The sequence below is a fragment of the Bacillus sp. 1NLA3E genome, from assembly GCF_000242895.2.
Lineage (GTDB): Bacteria > Bacillota > Bacilli > Bacillales > Cytobacillaceae > Bacillus_BU.
Genome location: NC_021171.1, coordinates 2,202,528 through 2,217,020 on the forward strand (window position 1 = coordinate 2,202,528; position 14,493 = coordinate 2,217,020).

The 14,493-nt window shown below is 37.7% G+C and carries 16 protein-coding genes, 1 pseudogene and 2 riboswitches; of the genes and pseudogenes, 6 read left to right on the forward strand and 11 right to left on the reverse strand.

All coding sequences use genetic code 11. From position 1 onward, the window contains the following. Positions 1-12 precede the first annotated feature (12 nt). From B1NLA3E_RS10525 to B1NLA3E_RS10535, 3 genes are all read right to left on the reverse strand, one after another. Positions 13-663, reverse strand: coding sequence for an urea amidolyase associated protein UAAP2 (locus B1NLA3E_RS10525; protein ID WP_015593825.1), 651 nt, complete (start codon positions 661-663; stop codon positions 13-15). Beyond that, positions 663-1,406: an urea amidolyase associated protein UAAP1 gene (locus tag B1NLA3E_RS10530; protein ID WP_015593826.1), complete on the reverse strand. Its 744-nt coding sequence runs from the start codon at positions 1,404-1,406 to the stop codon at positions 663-665. Before B1NLA3E_RS10530 ends, B1NLA3E_RS10525 begins: the two co-directional genes overlap by 1 nt. A gap of 51 nt (positions 1,407-1,457) precedes the next feature. Continuing rightward, positions 1,458-1,563: riboswitch (guanidine-I (ykkC/yxkD leader) on the reverse strand. A 110-nt stretch (positions 1,564-1,673) separates the two neighbouring features. Beyond that, positions 1,674-3,023 (reverse strand): amino acid permease, encoded by a 1,350-nt coding sequence (locus tag B1NLA3E_RS10535; protein WP_041580454.1) that lies wholly within the window; start codon positions 3,021-3,023, stop codon positions 1,674-1,676. A 65-nt stretch (positions 3,024-3,088) separates the two neighbouring features. Then, positions 3,089-3,197: riboswitch (guanidine-I (ykkC/yxkD leader) on the reverse strand. Between the two features lie 426 nt (positions 3,198-3,623). Between B1NLA3E_RS10535 and B1NLA3E_RS25805 the strand changes: the two are divergent. The 3 genes and pseudogenes from B1NLA3E_RS25805 to B1NLA3E_RS25815 form a co-directional block, all read left to right on the forward strand. Next, positions 3,624-3,830: pseudogene (locus B1NLA3E_RS25805) on the forward strand (ABC transporter permease); the annotation flags it as partial. A 97-nt stretch (positions 3,831-3,927) separates the two neighbouring features. Then, a complete protein-coding gene (locus B1NLA3E_RS25810) occupies positions 3,928-4,011 on the forward strand; it encodes a hypothetical protein (protein WP_268870672.1) in 84 nt (27 codons plus the stop codon). A 55-nt stretch (positions 4,012-4,066) separates the two neighbouring features. Beyond that, positions 4,067-4,141, forward strand: a complete 75-nt coding sequence (locus tag B1NLA3E_RS25815; RefSeq protein WP_268870673.1) for a hypothetical protein — start codon at positions 4,067-4,069, stop codon at positions 4,139-4,141. Between the two features lie 835 nt (positions 4,142-4,976). Here the strand turns inward: B1NLA3E_RS25815 and B1NLA3E_RS10545 are convergent. Next, on the reverse strand, positions 4,977-6,644 hold the full coding sequence (locus B1NLA3E_RS10545; RefSeq protein WP_015593829.1) for a YrzE family protein: 1,668 nt from the start codon (positions 6,642-6,644) through the stop codon (positions 4,977-4,979). Between the two features lie 141 nt (positions 6,645-6,785). Between B1NLA3E_RS10545 and B1NLA3E_RS25285 the strand changes: the two genes are divergently transcribed. Beyond that, positions 6,786-6,962, forward strand: a complete 177-nt coding sequence (locus tag B1NLA3E_RS25285) for a hypothetical protein (protein WP_187292171.1) — start codon at positions 6,786-6,788, stop codon at positions 6,960-6,962. A 139-nt stretch (positions 6,963-7,101) separates the two neighbouring features. Here B1NLA3E_RS25285 and B1NLA3E_RS10550 read toward each other — a convergent pair whose 3' ends face one another. Continuing rightward, the gene (locus B1NLA3E_RS10550) at positions 7,102-7,869 is read right to left on the reverse strand and encodes an alpha/beta fold hydrolase (protein WP_015593830.1); all 768 of its coding nucleotides are present in this window, start codon (positions 7,867-7,869) and stop codon (positions 7,102-7,104) included. Between the two features lie 123 nt (positions 7,870-7,992). On the opposite strand from B1NLA3E_RS10550, the gene B1NLA3E_RS10555 reads away from it, so the two are divergent. Beyond that, entirely contained in the window at positions 7,993-8,580 is a 588-nt protein-coding gene (locus B1NLA3E_RS10555; RefSeq protein ID WP_015593831.1) for a class I SAM-dependent methyltransferase, read from the forward strand. An 82-nt stretch (positions 8,581-8,662) separates the two neighbouring features. Here the strand turns inward: B1NLA3E_RS10555 and B1NLA3E_RS10560 are convergent, their stop codons facing one another. After that, positions 8,663-9,805: a GGDEF domain-containing protein gene (locus tag B1NLA3E_RS10560; RefSeq protein ID WP_015593832.1), complete on the reverse strand. Its 1,143-nt coding sequence runs from the start codon at positions 9,803-9,805 to the stop codon at positions 8,663-8,665. Between the two features lie 247 nt (positions 9,806-10,052). Here B1NLA3E_RS10560 and B1NLA3E_RS10565 point away from each other — a divergent pair, with 247 nt between their 5' ends. Beyond that, on the forward strand, positions 10,053-10,715 hold the full coding sequence (locus tag B1NLA3E_RS10565) for an oxidoreductase (protein ID WP_041580455.1): 663 nt from the start codon (positions 10,053-10,055) through the stop codon (positions 10,713-10,715). 63 nt (positions 10,716-10,778) lie between these two features. Here B1NLA3E_RS10565 and B1NLA3E_RS10570 read toward each other — a convergent pair whose 3' ends face one another. The 5 genes from B1NLA3E_RS10570 to B1NLA3E_RS10590 all read right to left on the reverse strand — a co-directional run bounded on the left by B1NLA3E_RS10570 (position 10,779) and on the right by B1NLA3E_RS10590 (position 14,452). Continuing rightward, complete coding sequence (locus B1NLA3E_RS10570) at positions 10,779-11,633, reverse strand: hypothetical protein (RefSeq protein ID WP_015593834.1); 855 nt, start codon at positions 11,631-11,633, stop codon at positions 10,779-10,781. A gap of 855 nt (positions 11,634-12,488) precedes the next feature. Continuing rightward, positions 12,489-12,698 (reverse strand): hypothetical protein, encoded by a 210-nt coding sequence (locus B1NLA3E_RS10580; protein ID WP_015593835.1) that lies wholly within the window; start codon positions 12,696-12,698, stop codon positions 12,489-12,491. Between the two features lie 108 nt (positions 12,699-12,806). Then, positions 12,807-13,643, reverse strand: a complete 837-nt coding sequence (locus B1NLA3E_RS10585) for an SDR family oxidoreductase (RefSeq protein WP_015593836.1) — start codon at positions 13,641-13,643, stop codon at positions 12,807-12,809. Between the two features lie 389 nt (positions 13,644-14,032). Beyond that, on the reverse strand, positions 14,033-14,167 hold the full coding sequence (locus B1NLA3E_RS25820) for a hypothetical protein (RefSeq protein ID WP_268870663.1): 135 nt from the start codon (positions 14,165-14,167) through the stop codon (positions 14,033-14,035). Between the two features lie 90 nt (positions 14,168-14,257). Continuing rightward, entirely contained in the window at positions 14,258-14,452 is a 195-nt protein-coding gene (locus tag B1NLA3E_RS10590) for an alpha/beta-type small acid-soluble spore protein (RefSeq protein WP_015593838.1), read from the reverse strand. Positions 14,453-14,493 lie beyond the last annotated feature (41 nt).

Below are 14,493 nucleotides of genomic sequence, written 5' to 3' on the forward strand. Positions count from 1 at the left end.
CTCCTTTGTTTGTTAGTTATTCCAGATTAATAGCTGTATTGGCGTAGGGTTATACGCATTACAAGGGTTGTTTAGTTGTGGACAATTACTGATTAACACGATGGTCCAATTTACAGCCTGCATTTCTACATAATAGCCAGGTGCTGACACGCCGTCTTCAAATGTCAGACCGCCGTCTGGAGTTACCGGGACGTTCATGAAAAAATTGACATTTGGAGCGAGATCTCGTTTTGTGAAGCGGCTGTCGTACTTGGATAATTGCAGCATAAATGTATCGCGACAGTTATGCATTGGTAGCGTATCGTGTGAATATCGCACTGTGTTACTTTGCGCGGAGCAAGCACCGCCAATTGTATCGTGGCGTCCGCAAGTATCAGCGACAATTTTGACTAGTTCTTTTCCAGATTCAGATACCAGGACGGAGCCGGTTGACAAATAAACGTTTCCTTGGCGTTGAATTGTGTTTACGGCACTGTAATGGTTGGAAGGCTGATTGGCGTCATAAAACAGAGTATCGGCTGCCTGATTTCCTCCTAAATCAACAATTCGGAGCACCTGACCAGGTTCAAGTGTGTATGTCCAGCCGTCACCGGCGAGTACGGTTTGATTATAAATTGCATTTTCAATTTTTCGTTCGCTAACAACATGATTTAGAACAGCCATTATCGAGTTCCTCCTTTAGTGAGCATTTCGTTTTCCCATGTATTTTCAAAAGCACGGCGATTTTCCGAACGATGATTCAAACAAATATCATCTTCCTGGATAGGTTCTGCATCGGTAATCGATAGTTTAATAGGCACTGATGGATAAGTACTGCTTGGATCCAGCGGGTTTGGTGTATTGGATATAAGGATTAGGACATCCATCTCGGTTCTTAGTGTGATCGTATCGCCCTTTTTGGCGTTCCCGAAGACAAAATGCATGTCACCCTCAGAATCGCAATACACTTTCGAAAATAAATTAACGACAGGCCCAAGGTCGCGAGAGGTTAATCCGTTTCGGAAAAGTTCAACAGCGAAATTTTCTTCACCGCTACGGTACCAATCATTGCGCTGCTCTTGGTAGGTACTCTTGCCGTACCTTTCATCAATAAGCCTACGTGTTGCGTAGCCTGAGATCGTATCGTGCCAGCCAAGTGTGTCTTCAATCAAGCTGACAAGTACTCTGCCGTTATCACTCATGAGAACATTTCCTGTTGTTAGATGGGCAGTATACTGGGCTTTCAGTGTATCTGGCATGTTATAGCGCTCTGCCGTATCGTTTGCGTTATATAAAAGTAGGGAAACATTAGCACCATCTTCCAATGCGGTAAAGGTTAATTTTTTACCTCTTTTGATGCGGCTTGACCATTTTCCACCAGCAGGTATAGTTTTGGATAGAGTAGTAGAAGCTGAAATTGTGTTCATAAGATTTTCCTCCTTTTAATTGAAAAAAGGATAAAAGCACGAGAGATGGAAATCTCCCAGGCTTTTATCCTTCCGTGTATACAGTTGTTGCTGTACGCTCCCTCTCGGACCAGTCATTAAAGATTACTCTTTAATCGGAACCCTAGACAGCTTTTTGTTTCCAACGAGATGTGGAAACCTTTATTTACTTGGTGGGTGTATTGTTCTAAGTATAAATGTCAAAATAGATTGAAAACAACTAGTTTGTAAGATTATCTTACACGTTTTTTATTGGATTGTTTTAATGGCTGATAGCGCAAGTTTTTTTGTTCTTCCTTTAGACCATTTAGTTTTGGCAATAATGTATATAAAGCCGGCTGCGACCCAGATGATCCCGATTGTCAGCGTATGCTTGTCAAGCAAGGTAAGCAACCAGCCGATAAATCCAGCACCGATGAGAGGGAAGATCAAATATAAGAACGTTTCTATCGGTGAGCGTTTTTTTAATTTGACATAGTAATGTGCAATTACCGAAAGATTAACAAACGTAAAAGCAGTTAGTGCGCCGAAGCTGACAAACATAACGGCTGTATCCAAATTAATAAACACGGCTGACATTGAAATGACAGCAATGAATAAAATGTTGGCAACAGGTGTTTTGTATTTCGGATGAAGCGATGTAAACAGTTTTTTCGAAATAATTCCTTCTCGCCCAAGTGCATATAGGAAGCGGCTGACACTTGTCACGGAAGAAACGCCTTGTGTAAAGGTTGCGAACATCAGTACCGTGATAAAGATCGAGCTAAGTAAGTTGTCACCAACGAGTTGCACGAGGCTGTAAGCTGCATTATCTGGATTCGTAAAAGTGAAATTAGGATAGGCAATTTGTGTTAAATATGAAATCGCAATATACATAGTAGCAGCTATCAAAACAATCAGAAAAATTGCTTTAGGAATCGTCCTTTTAGCATCAATTGTCTCTTCCGACATCGTTGTCACTGCATCAAAGCCGAGAAAACAAAAACATATTAGTGCTGCTCCAGAAAATACCGCGCCAAGTGAAACGTTATCTCCGAAGAAAGGAGTCAAAGAAAATAATGAATTTGCACTCGTGTCACCAGTCAAAATATCTATTGCAATCAGTATACAAAAAACAAGGATAAAACCTATTTGAAACAATACAGACACACCGCTTACTTGGGCAACTGACTTTATGCCAACGATATTGACGATTGCGAGAACGATATTCATAATAATTATCCATACAAATATTGGAACTGCAGGAAATTCCGTATTCATGAAAATCCCAAATGTTAGAATGGCAATAATAGGGGAGAAGAGATAATCCAAAAGAAGCGCCCATCCAACCAGAAAGCCTGCTTTCGGGTGGATTGCTTTTTTCGTATATGTATAAGCAGACCCTGAAATCGGATAAGCCTTTACCATGTGGCTGTAACTATAGGCTGTAAAGAAGATGGCGATAAAAGCAATGGCATAAGCGGCTGCCATCATTCCGCTTGCTGCTTGATGTGCTACACCATAAACCGTAAAAAAGATCATCGGTGTCATCCATGCAAGCCCCATAAAGACCACCTGATGTAGTTTTAGTGATTTGACTAAGGTGGGTTGTTTGTCCATAATTTTCACCCTTTTCAAATATTATGATCAGATAGAAAAAAGCCCGGAAGAATTTTATCAAAAAATTCTCCCGGGCTTTTTTCCCTCCGTGTATACAGCAGTTGCTGTACGCTCTCTCTTGGACCAGTCTTTAAAGTGTATAATACTTTAAACGGAACCCTAGAAAGCATTTATCGTTCTCTATTTTTAATAAAAGAACCCTTTATGCTGTTGTTAGGTTAAGTATAAAGAGGATAAAAAATCATTTCAACAAACCTGTTAGATTTTCTGACAAAGAAAATAACGCTACCTGTTTAAGGGAGATGCAGAATTGCAAGGTAAGACATTGGAAAACCCCAATAATACATGGAATATGTTGGTCTTTCAGTGAAACTTTTATCTCTTGAGGCTAAAGAGCATTTGGGGGGCAGAAACAGAGATTTTCACTGGCAAGAACACTAGTTAATGAGCCATCTGTTTTGTTACTAGATGGGGTCACAACTTCCCTAGATTCACTAGATTCACACGAGGCTACAAATGAGCTTATTTGCGATTCTATTAAGTTTTGCGTTTGTCATTCTTCCATTTTTGTTATCACAGGGATTCTAGCTAGGACACGGGCGCGATTTGATCATGACCAGTATTTGTGCGACCATACAACTATTTATTGTTGGGTATATTTTGAAGATGGTTTTTGGTTTGGATAACCGAGTTATAGTGATGTTAATGCTAATGATTATGGTTATTGTTGAAGCTAAAAGTGCATCGAAACAAGGCAAAGGTTTGCCAACATGTTTTTTAGAAAATTTTCTTAACCATTACGTTTAATGATTTCATTACCCAATGATTTTTATTAGAATTACAGATTGTACCGGCAACCCCACCATACATCATCTCGATTAGCGGGATGATCATCGGAAACACGATGGTGATTGCAAACCTCTTCTTAAATTGTTTAAAAGGGGAGTTAGAAATGAGAAAAGAGGAAGTATTGCTAGTATTGTCATGAAACAGTCTATTGCCCCCATCTTAAAACAATCGATTCGTCAAGCCTCATTCCAGCGATTGAAGGTCAAAGAACCATCGGCCTTGTCCGACTACCAAGCATGATGACTGGCACAAAACATCACCGAGGCTGATCCAGTCCAAGCAGTCCGGTTTCACCTGTTAATTGAATTTATGATCTTATCTGCAGCCTTGCTAACTGACATTATCCTAGGCGTTCTCATCTATCCGAGTTCATTTACTAGAAATCAATAATTGGATATTCAATCATGGAAATAAGGAGAGGGTAATCCAGTTTTGGGGATTATTGCTATGTGGTATGTGGTATGTGATTTGATACACCAATACATCCTTATCAAAATTAATAAAAATTGGGAACTTCTTTTGAAGTTCCCTAAATAAGTTAGTGCATTTAGCGGACTTAAGTGACTTTATTTTTGATTTATTCGCCTTTTTTCTACTTTAGCGGACATGGTATATCTTATTTACATGAAAACAAATGAATAATGCTCACTTATCAACAAATAAGGAATCCTGTCCGGTTAGCCTAACAAAACAACACTTTTTGTAAAAATAACGGAACGGATGTCGGAATATATAATAAATTGCCTCGGTACTTCTGGTTAAACAAGCCGGACCCGGTAGATGAAGAAAACCAATACTAATCATATAAACATAATCTTCCTAAAACTGCATTTATGGTTGTTTTTTTAACCACTTTTTCCTATTCGGGTACCTTAAAAGAGAACGGCATATTATTTTAGTGAGCCTGTTAGCATTATTTTCCCTACCAATATTTAGCGATTATCAATTGAAGCTTACCCGGCGCGCTTTCGCTTTTCGTTTTGTCTAGCTGCAGCGGCTAACCCCTCGAGACGCTTCGCTCCATTTGTTAAAGTCAAAGAGCGACTTCATAGATGGACCTTCAGCGCTTGTCGGGGTTGACCAAGCCGCCGCCGCTTTCCGTGTTTATTCCAAACCCTCTATGACGATTTTCTTTGCTGGTAAGAAATCTTCTCCTGTTTCCAAGTAATTTATCTTCACTTTGTCGCCTTCTTGTAAGTAGATGGCGTTCGGACTATTTTCAGAGGAAATCGTATAGCTTTGGTGGTTATCTAGTAAGAAGTTGACGTTAGTATACTCGCCAGATTTTTCTTTATAAACACGCACCACCGTACCAGTTGTTTTTTTCTCATCAGCTTTGGAGCTTCCTTTTACAGAACTTCCTCCTCTTTGGAGTGCAGTTTTATATTGTTTTAAAGCCTCATTTGGTGTATTGGCATACACGGAAATTTCCGGATTGGCTGCCGATACAATGAAGTAATTTTGCAAAAAGCCATTTGAATCAAGGACAGGTGACAGCCAACTAGCTTCCCCATAAAAATTATAGAGAACCGGCATTTTTCCATACCATTTTTTTTCGATAAATTTCTTTTCGATAATTTGCAATGCTCCCTGTGAATCCATATAGGATTCCTGCTGGTTGCCGGTATAGTACGTCGCTTTTCCGGTTCTTGAATCCGTTAGAGAGTATCCCAACATAGAATCGACGCCTTCTTTTGGACTCGTGAAATCGGTAAAATAAAACATTTCTCCGTTTTCATCAAAAATCGGGCTAACATTGGCCTCTGTTCCTTGGTCGGAAGGGAGTTTTACATCGGATTTTCCAAATTTGCTATTCCAAAATCCATGAACATAATTACCGAAGTAGCTATTTTGCAAACTTACCACTTCAGGTGAAACGGCACCGTCAATAAATTTTGGAATATCGGCTAGGTTATAAGACTTTGCTTTACCATTCTTTGGATCCACCATAACAATGCCTTTCACACTGAATCCGTTGCGGGCAGAAACAAACTTTCCGAATGAGCGGATGTAAAATGGTTTTCCAGCTTCATCAATCTCTAGTTGAACATCTCCATAAAAGATATGGTTTGGATATTTTAAGCGCATAAAACGTTCAATATTTTTGTTAAAAAAGGAAGAAGGGGTGTAGACCATTTCTTCTTTCAGAAATTTGGGATTAGCTGAGGAATCGGTTGCACTAATCGTAAAGTAACCTGGAGTCTTTTCTCCATTCCACCATTTAAAAAATCCCGAAAATTCCACCGGGGCTATATACACATATTTGCCATCAATCTTTTGAATTTGCAGATTTCCGAGTTCATAATAGCTAGTGTTTGGGACTTGGCCGAATGCTTTTCTCATTTTGTTACGTGCAAATTGAGGTGGTACACTAGCAGGTGTTTCTTTTTCATCAAAAGTTTGGATTTCCACCTTTTCATTCATTTTTGCAACATCGTATTTATCATCTGCATTAAAGAGAAACGCAGTGAGAAAATAAATTCCCATCAATAGACTTCCTGCGAATAAAAGAGCCTTGATTTTCCGTTCTATGCCAGTGGAAGCGGCTGCTCCCAGGGCAGTAATGATGATGAGAGCAGGCCATAACGAGGTTAAGTTCCTGTCAAGATTGCTTGTATAATAGAAGCTAAAGACAGCAATGATTAAAAGAATGGCGGTAAAAATTGAGAATCCCTGTTTTGCCTTTCCAGCATTTTTATTAATTTTTAAAGGGATAAGTAAAAATGCTAATGCTAAACCTACTATCAGTGAAAATAGAAAGATGTTGCCCATGAAATCGCTCCTTTTAGAATTTAGATAGTCTATTTACGGTTTTCTTTTGGAAAAGTTTCACCTATTTTTTTCGTGAAAGTATTCTTTATCACTGCATATAGGCGTTTACTTTCATAAAATTGCGATAGGAGGTGTTAGAAAATGAAGGTGAATTATCCAATAAAAGGTTCTGTTGATATAAAAGAAATAAAAGCAGAACTTAAGCCATTTGGTGGACGATGTGCCAAATTCGTCGAAGATAAACTAGAGTATCAAGTTCAAGAAGAAAATAAAGAGGCAGCTTATTCGCACCTGAAGGAAAAAGGTTATATCGAGTAAAGGGTAAAGAGACCTGAAACAAATTTAAAACGGTTTCCGTCCTACTCCAAACAAAGTAATACAAAAAGACCATCAAATTGCACACTAATTTGATGGTCTTTTTGATTAACTAAAGGTTCAATTATCATACCTAATCCCTTTAGTGATCTTCTGCAAACTGATAAATGAGTTTGTTTACTTCCACTGCCGATTTTGTAGGTAGCTGGTGTTTCCCTTTTTTTATAAAAATCAACTCATTATTCGGCAGGTTTTCATTGATCAAGTGGGCATAGTGATGGAATCCTGTATCTTTTTCTCCATAAATCGATAAAACTGGATGTTTAATTCTTTTTAATTGAGCTGTACAATTATAGATCAAGCTGTATCTGTAATATTGTTCAATGTTTTTTATGTTGCCTTTTTTTGCATCGAGATATAAATCTTTAAACATTTTCCTGTTATTTGAATTACCTAAGCAAATAGAAATTGCAAGAGTATCCAGTGCTTTCGTTTTAGCTAACATAGCTGCTAATGAAATCCTATTTTTTAATGACCAATCATTCACTTCAGACATGGCTCCTAATAGGACGCCCCCACTAGCACGTCCTGGATAGGTTAACAGAAAATCAAGGACAATGGAACCTCCAGTCGAATAGCCGCAAAGTAGGGCTTTGTCGATGTTAAGATGGTCCAAAATTTGTTTAATATCATGTGAAATTAAAGGATAGGTAAATGGTTTTTCTGAAAAAGCACTATTCCCATGACCTCGGATATCAAAAACAATCGTCTTAAAATTTTTTGAAAGACCTTCGATCTGGTATTTGAAGTTAACACTTGTAAGTAGGGGTGGATGAATAAATATAATGGGAATCCCATTACCTTGAACTTGATAATAAAGATCCACTCCATTGATTTTTAGAGTTGGCAAAACATAATCCCTCCGAAAAAATAATAAACATCACAGAAGTTAGTAGTTTATGATAATTTTGTGATTTAATACCCAAATAGAAAATGAAAATGGTTAAATGGAAAGAGATTGGAGTTGAACGAAATGAGTCGTTCGTTTGCAAAATGGTACGATTTTTTTATGGGTCCGCTTGAACGGAAAAAATTTAAGGGGATACGTCAGGAGTTATTGAAAAAGGCAAGAGGACGGGTACTGGAAATCGGATCTGGAACAGGGTTGAATTTTCCTTTATATGATTCGGTTGATAGTGTGACAGCCATAGAACCTAATCAACATATGATCAATCAATCTATTCCTAAAAAGGAGTTGGCTGTTGTACCAGTGGAGATTATTAAGGCGGATGCTGAAAACCTCCCATTTGAAGATGGGACCTTTGATTCAGTTGTCGCTACACTTGTGTTTTGTACGATTCCAGATGTCGAAAAAGCGTTGAAAGAAATGAAAAGGGTGTGCAAACAAGGGGGAGATTTCCTTCTTTTTGAGCATGTCAAAATGGACAACAGCTTTTTAGCTAGGTTACAGAATTGGCTAACTCCTGTTTGGAAAAAAGTTTGTGATGGCTGTTGTTTAAATCGTGATACGGTCGAACTAATAAACAGGCAGGGATTTCATTTTGTAAAAGTACAAAAATTTTATAAGGGACTTTTTGTAATAGTTGAGATGAGGAAATAGCTGGCGGTTATCAAAAAAATCTATAAAACAAACCCCAGACCATTTAATTGGTATCTGGGATTATATTTGGAGTTATTTGTAATTAATGCGAACTCAAATTTAGAAATTCTTTGTTTACAGGTCTATAACAAATCCGATTGCGCCCTGCCATTTTTGCATCATATAAGGCTGAATCAGCATTTGCGATCAAGTATTCAGGACTTGTTTGAGAGTTTGGAATGAGTGATGCTAAGCCTACACTGATCGTCACGTAGGGAAAAACATCAGATAGTGCATGAGGAAGTAGCAATCCTTCTACAGTGGTTCTTACTTGTTCTGCAATTTGATTTGCTTTTTTTATGGTAGTTCCAGGAAGAATAATAGCAAACTCTTCTCCTCCATATCTTGCCGGAAAACATTTGGTCATTTCCATCATCTGATTCAATATTTCAGCGATGCTTTTCAGACAAGCGTCACCAACAAGATGCCCATATGTATCATTAAATTTCTTGAAATAATCAATATCGAACATAATTAACGATAGCGGTGTAGCATAACTCTTTGCTTTTTCCCACTCTTGAAGAAGATGTTTATCAAAATAGCGACGGTTGGCGATTCCTGTTAGTCCATCTATATTAGAAAGATATTCAAGCTTTTGATTTACTTCTAATAATTTTTTTTCTGCAATTTTCCGGTCTGTTATATCGATAACCATTCCAATCACATACGATAAATCCCCATCTTGGTTTGGAAATAAAGATGAGGTCACGTGGCCCCAGACCGTTATCCCATCCTTGCGAATATAACGTTTTTCTAATTGGTAGGAATCAATCTCCCTGTTAATTAATTGGGTTAAAAGTTCAAAATTCACTTTTGAATCCTCTGGATTACTAAACTCACTAAAGGTCATATGTTTAAGTTCTTCTTCGCTATAGCCAAGAAATTCCTGTAACTTTGGATTGACAACAATCGGTTTGCCTGTCCCGTCAATTAGAGAAATGCCTATTCCGGCTTTTTCAAAAATGGTTTGGAATCGTTCATTACTTGTTTTTAGTTCCTTTGTTGTCATTTTGTAGTAATCAAAGCATCGACCTAACCACCAAAACAATGGAAGGGAGAGTATGGAAAAGCTGATTTCGAAAACGAAGCATCCACGCTCATGATGTTGATAAAATTGATGAAGAATCCAAATGAATGAATTTGCTATCACGAGTAATATCCCAATTATTCTACCTTTAAATACCATGGTTCACCATTCCGAATAATTATTTAAAAATAATGAAATCTCTATTTTTTACCATTCTAACATTTAAGTGGGTACTTTTCCCAGTAAACTTACAAACATTGTTTGAACGAATTGTTATAAAAGGTAAATGTTGTAAAAGACATGGGGGATTATTATTATAAAAATGAATATAAACGAAAATAATGGATTGTTTCAACAGTAAGTCGATAAAATTATTTTAGATTGCCAATGGAAAGGATTGTTTTTTTTGAATGAAAAAACAGCACTCATAGCAGGTTCAAGTGGTTTAGTCGGAAATGAACTGCTTCATTTACTATTAGAAGGAAAAGAATATGACAAGGTTTATGCAGTTGTCCGAAAACCACTTTTCCTGAATCACCCTAAATTAACAGAAGTGGTAATCGATTTTGACCAACTCGAAAATTATCAAGATTATTTTGCTGTTGACGACGTATTTAGTTGTTTAGGCACGACTATTAAGAAGGCAAAAACCAAAGAAGCAATGTATAGAGTGGATGTTGAATATCCTTTGGATATTGCTGAACTGGCCTACAAGAAGGGTGCAAAACAATTTTTACTTGTCAGTTCGATGAATGCGAATCCTAATTCGTCTCTCTTTTACCCAAAAATAAAAGGGGAACTAGAACAAGAAGTTGCTAAGCTACCGTTTGAAACCGTTTCATTGCTACGACCGTCGCTTTTGATGGGAGTTAGACAGGAATTCAGGTTTGGTGAGAAGATAGCAGGAATCATCCTAAGTGGGATTTCGTTTCTATTTGTTGGTCCTCTTAGAAAAAGTAAAGCAATAAGAGGCGAAACTGTGGCTCTAGCGATGTATCGGATTGCCCAACAAGGAAATAAGGGAATTACAATCTATTTATCTGATCAATTAGAATCAATAGGGAATTAAAATAATATTTGCCTAAAAGAGAAACCCCTGCAGGGATGACTGAAGGGGTTTTCTGAAGGGCTATTATTGCTTTTTCACAATTTTTGAAGGGTTGTTTATTTTATAGGGAACGGAAACTTCTAAAAGGAAAGCTTCGTCTTCGACATCTTTTCCTTTTGGTAGGTTTTTCTTGACGATTTTTCCATCAAATTCAAGAATATCACCTTGTGAGAGTTCAAATTTCTTTAAGGTTTTGCTATGGGCACACCAAGCAAGACCTACCTCAACGGGCTCATCGGTCTCGATCCGTACGTTTTCCAGGACAACCACTTCGTCGTTGTCTTCATTAAAATGGTTCCAGCTTAAGGCAAATTGTTTAACGCTGCCTGTAAAATGGACCTTTTCTTCAGGCAACACGAGTTTGGCAGCTTTCTCTTTTTTCTCTTTAATTGGTTTTACTACTTTCAACTTAGGAGGGGACACTTGTTCAACCACTGTAGTCTCAGTCTTTAAGTCTGAATCTGATCCGGAATTCAAATCTTCCTGAATGGTTTCAGTAATATTGTTTTTGGGCGAACTAGAATCATCCTGGACTCTAATTTCCTTTCCAAAGTTAGAAGATTGCATTTCCTTTAGAAGAGCAGGGTGAATACAGGATAAATTCCCATCCTGAAATTCGATGACCAGTGTATTATATTCTGCGGTTACACCAAAAGATTCATAGCCCTTTATAGTGACAAGGCGTTGGTGAGTTCTGTTTTTGTACCAGAACTCTTTCTTTACGTCTTTAGTACCGCTTAGGCCCCATTCTCTTACTTTTTCAGCATAATGAGCGTCATCCAGAAAGTGTTGGTATTCATCTTTAGGAGGTATGTAATTTGTAAGATTAGAATCTTCAATATGAGGCAATAGGATCGCCATGGCGCCACTTCCTTTCATTTTTATTTTACATCCTGAATTGAGAGAAAAAAAGTAGTGAAGATACATCTAAACAAAAAAACACCGGTAATCTACCAGTGCTTTCGACCATTATGAAGTTCTTTCTTCTTGATCATTAATGTATATCAGAGAGCTCTTTTTAATCCAGTATTGAAAGCTATCTAATGGAAAGACTCCTCTGCAGTTGGAATTGTGCATTTGTACTACGACACTTCCTGGTGTTACTTCAACAATTTTTAAGGTGTCGGAGTTGCTAAGGTTAGGAATAAAACTGCTTTTTATTTCAAATTCCATGTTGTTATATAAATTCATTCAATACAATCCCCCTGATTTTTATTACACGTTAATTGCTTTATCATTTATTTTCCCCATTATTTAATTATTTATCCATTTCCTGGAGGATTTTAATCGTAATAAGAGTGGAAAATTCCAAAACATAAATCTTTTATCAAAGGCTCTGTAAAACTAGAATGTTGATTTCCGTTCCAGGCGCTTCGCTTTCCGCGGGGCGGGCGGTGAGCCTCCTCGGCGCTAAAGCGCCTGCGGGGTCTCACCTGTCCCGCTGCTCCCGCAGGAGTCTTCGTGCCTTCCACTCCAATCAACATTGTTCAGAAAATCAACATTGAGCTTTAACACAGTCAAAAATTACATCTTTGGATTTCTGTGATGACATTTAACTGATTTTAGCATAACCAACTGGATTTGTATTGGATTCTTTTAAAATTGCTAAGAAGATCAAACAAAAAAGGTAGTTTTTATTGATCATAACTAGTTTGTAATCGAAGCTAAATTTGACTAGGAAAAATAAATTGTGCCTAATCCTATAATGATCAGGCACATTACCTTAAGAAAAAATTATTGTAATTCATGATCAAACATTTGCTTTTGACGAGTGATAATATTTATTGCTTGATCTGAAATATTGCTTAATTCTTGATACAAATTTTTGGAAGATTGATTATCTCCTTCTTGGACTTCTAGGAATATTTGCTCAGCAAGTTCCCGTCTTCGATGTCCAATTTCTCTTAGTTCATCACCTAATTGTTCCAATTGATTGCGATCCATGAAAAAACCTCCTAAGCAGGGCTGCTTTAATAATAGTTTCTTTGGATATTTTATGTTTATTATTGGCGACCTTCATTAGAATATTCTTTTTAAAAAAGGTAGAAAAATCTATCTCAACAGTTTCTTCAGAATAGCCTCTTCAATCAACTTCCACTTTAACACTTTTTTCAGAAATAGATTCTTTTTAACATCTTTCCCAATGGGATACCTTAGGTCAGGAGTTTTCTGAAGTGTAGCGATTTCTGCAACCAAGTTAGCTACATCTTGCGGATCACCATGTTCAGTCATTCCAGTTCCAATTTCTTTTAAGATGGCTCCCATATAGGAATAGTAGGGGGAATCAGAGTTCAGATTGGTTGAATCAATACTTGACCAAATGTTGGTTTTATATGAACCAGGCTCGATTAGGACAACATCTATACCGAATGGTTTTAGTTCGAGTCTTAAACTCTCGCTGTAACCCTCAAGTGCATGCTTGGAGGAGACATAAGGAGATAATCCTGGAAAACCTATTTTACCGCTAATACTACTCATATTGATTATTCTTCCTTGTCCTTGAGCTCTCATGAACGGCAGGATTGCATTTGTAATGGCAATGACTCCGAAAAAATTGGTTTCGAATTGCTTACGATAGTCCTCAACGGTCAACTCCTCACTGAAGCCTCCTAACGCAAATCCCGCATTGTTTACGAGAACATCGATTGTATGAAAATGTGAAAGGTATGTAGTTAGATGATTTATTGATTCTGTAGAAGTGACGTCTAGTGGGTAGGTATGGATGTTTTCGAGTACATTTTGCTTTTTTGCTGAACTTAAAAGCGGGCCAGCATTACTAGTGTTTCTCATGGTTGCAATCACTTGGAAGCCGTGCTTTGCTAGTTCGATGGCACATAATAAACCAAATCCACTGGAAGTACCGGTGATGATTGCCGTTTTTGAACTCATAAATTGTCTCCTTTATTCTCTCTATATTCTATATTGTAATGGTTATATGAGATTGTACCTATATAAATTTTTATTAAAGGCTGTGTAAAAATAGAATGTTGATTTCCGCTCCAGGCGCTCGCTTTCCGCGGGCTGTCCGGGAGCCTCCTCGGCGCTATGCGCCTCCGGGGTCTCCCGCGACACGCTTCTCCCGCAGGAGTCTCGCGCCTTCCGCTCCAATCAACATTGTGCAAAAAATCAACAATGAGCATTAACACAGCCTTAAAAAATGATCAATATTTTCGAAAACAGAAGAAAAGGGAAGGGGAGAAGATTTTCATTAAAAATGTGGTCAAACAAAAACGGTCCAAGATTAGCTCTAGGACCGTTTGATTGTTTTTTTAAATATTTTATTTAGATTTATTTTGCAAATCCTTCTTCGTTATTTCACTTCTAATATGAATGTCTTTGTTAAATTCCGTATCTTGATTTTTGTTGTTAGGGTATTTATTTTTACTTTCGCGGTTATCATTTTTATTGGTCATGGTTAAAATCCTCCTTTTCTGTTTGAATTCATTATTCTGAAGTAGAAAGAGACCCCAAAATAACTGGGGTCCCATATTCCGAAATCAACATCATTGACCTTGTTGATTTCTTAATGATTGCTCTCCGTAGGCGATGAGACGTTTTGTCATCTCGCCCCCGACGGAACCGTTTGCTCGTGCGGTCGTATCAGCACCAAGTTGAACTCCAAACTCATTGGAAATCTCTTCTTTCATTTGATCAAGAGCATTACCTGCGCCTGGTACCAAAAGTTTGTTTCTACCCATGATACATCACTCCCGACGATTTATTGAGCAATAATATATGC

What these genes read in the sequence shown, in the direction of transcription:
- B1NLA3E_RS10525 (WP_015593825.1), bottom strand. Translation starts at nt 663, where the DNA reads ATGGCTGTTCTAAATCATGTTGTTAGCGAACGAAAAATTGAAAATGCA.
- B1NLA3E_RS10530 (WP_015593826.1), bottom strand. Translation starts at nt 1,406, where the DNA reads ATGAACACAATTTCAGCTTCTACTACTCTATCCAAAACTATACCTGCT.
- B1NLA3E_RS10535 (WP_041580454.1), bottom strand. Translation starts at nt 3,023, where the DNA reads ATGGACAAACAACCCACCTTAGTCAAATCACTAAAACTACATCAGGTG.
- B1NLA3E_RS25810 (WP_268870672.1), top strand. Translation starts at nt 3,928, where the DNA reads ATGGTGATTGCAAACCTCTTCTTAAATTGTTTAAAAGGGGAGTTAGAA.
- B1NLA3E_RS10545 (WP_015593829.1), bottom strand. Translation starts at nt 6,644, where the DNA reads ATGGGCAACATCTTTCTATTTTCACTGATAGTAGGTTTAGCATTAGCA.
- B1NLA3E_RS25285 (WP_187292171.1), top strand. Translation starts at nt 6,786, where the DNA reads ATGAAGGTGAATTATCCAATAAAAGGTTCTGTTGATATAAAAGAAATA.
- B1NLA3E_RS10555 (WP_015593831.1), top strand. Translation starts at nt 7,993, where the DNA reads ATGAGTCGTTCGTTTGCAAAATGGTACGATTTTTTTATGGGTCCGCTT.
- B1NLA3E_RS10560 (WP_015593832.1), bottom strand. Translation starts at nt 9,805, where the DNA reads ATGGTATTTAAAGGTAGAATAATTGGGATATTACTCGTGATAGCAAAT.
- B1NLA3E_RS10570 (WP_015593834.1), bottom strand. Translation starts at nt 11,633, where the DNA reads ATGAAAGGAAGTGGCGCCATGGCGATCCTATTGCCTCATATTGAAGAT.
- B1NLA3E_RS10580 (WP_015593835.1), bottom strand. Translation starts at nt 12,698, where the DNA reads ATGGATCGCAATCAATTGGAACAATTAGGTGATGAACTAAGAGAAATT.
- B1NLA3E_RS10585 (WP_015593836.1), bottom strand. Translation starts at nt 13,643, where the DNA reads ATGAGTTCAAAAACGGCAATCATCACCGGTACTTCCAGTGGATTTGGT.
- B1NLA3E_RS25820 (WP_268870663.1), bottom strand. Translation starts at nt 14,167, where the DNA reads ATGACCAATAAAAATGATAACCGCGAAAGTAAAAATAAATACCCTAAC.
- B1NLA3E_RS10590 (WP_015593838.1), bottom strand. Translation starts at nt 14,452, where the DNA reads ATGGGTAGAAACAAACTTTTGGTACCAGGCGCAGGTAATGCTCTTGAT.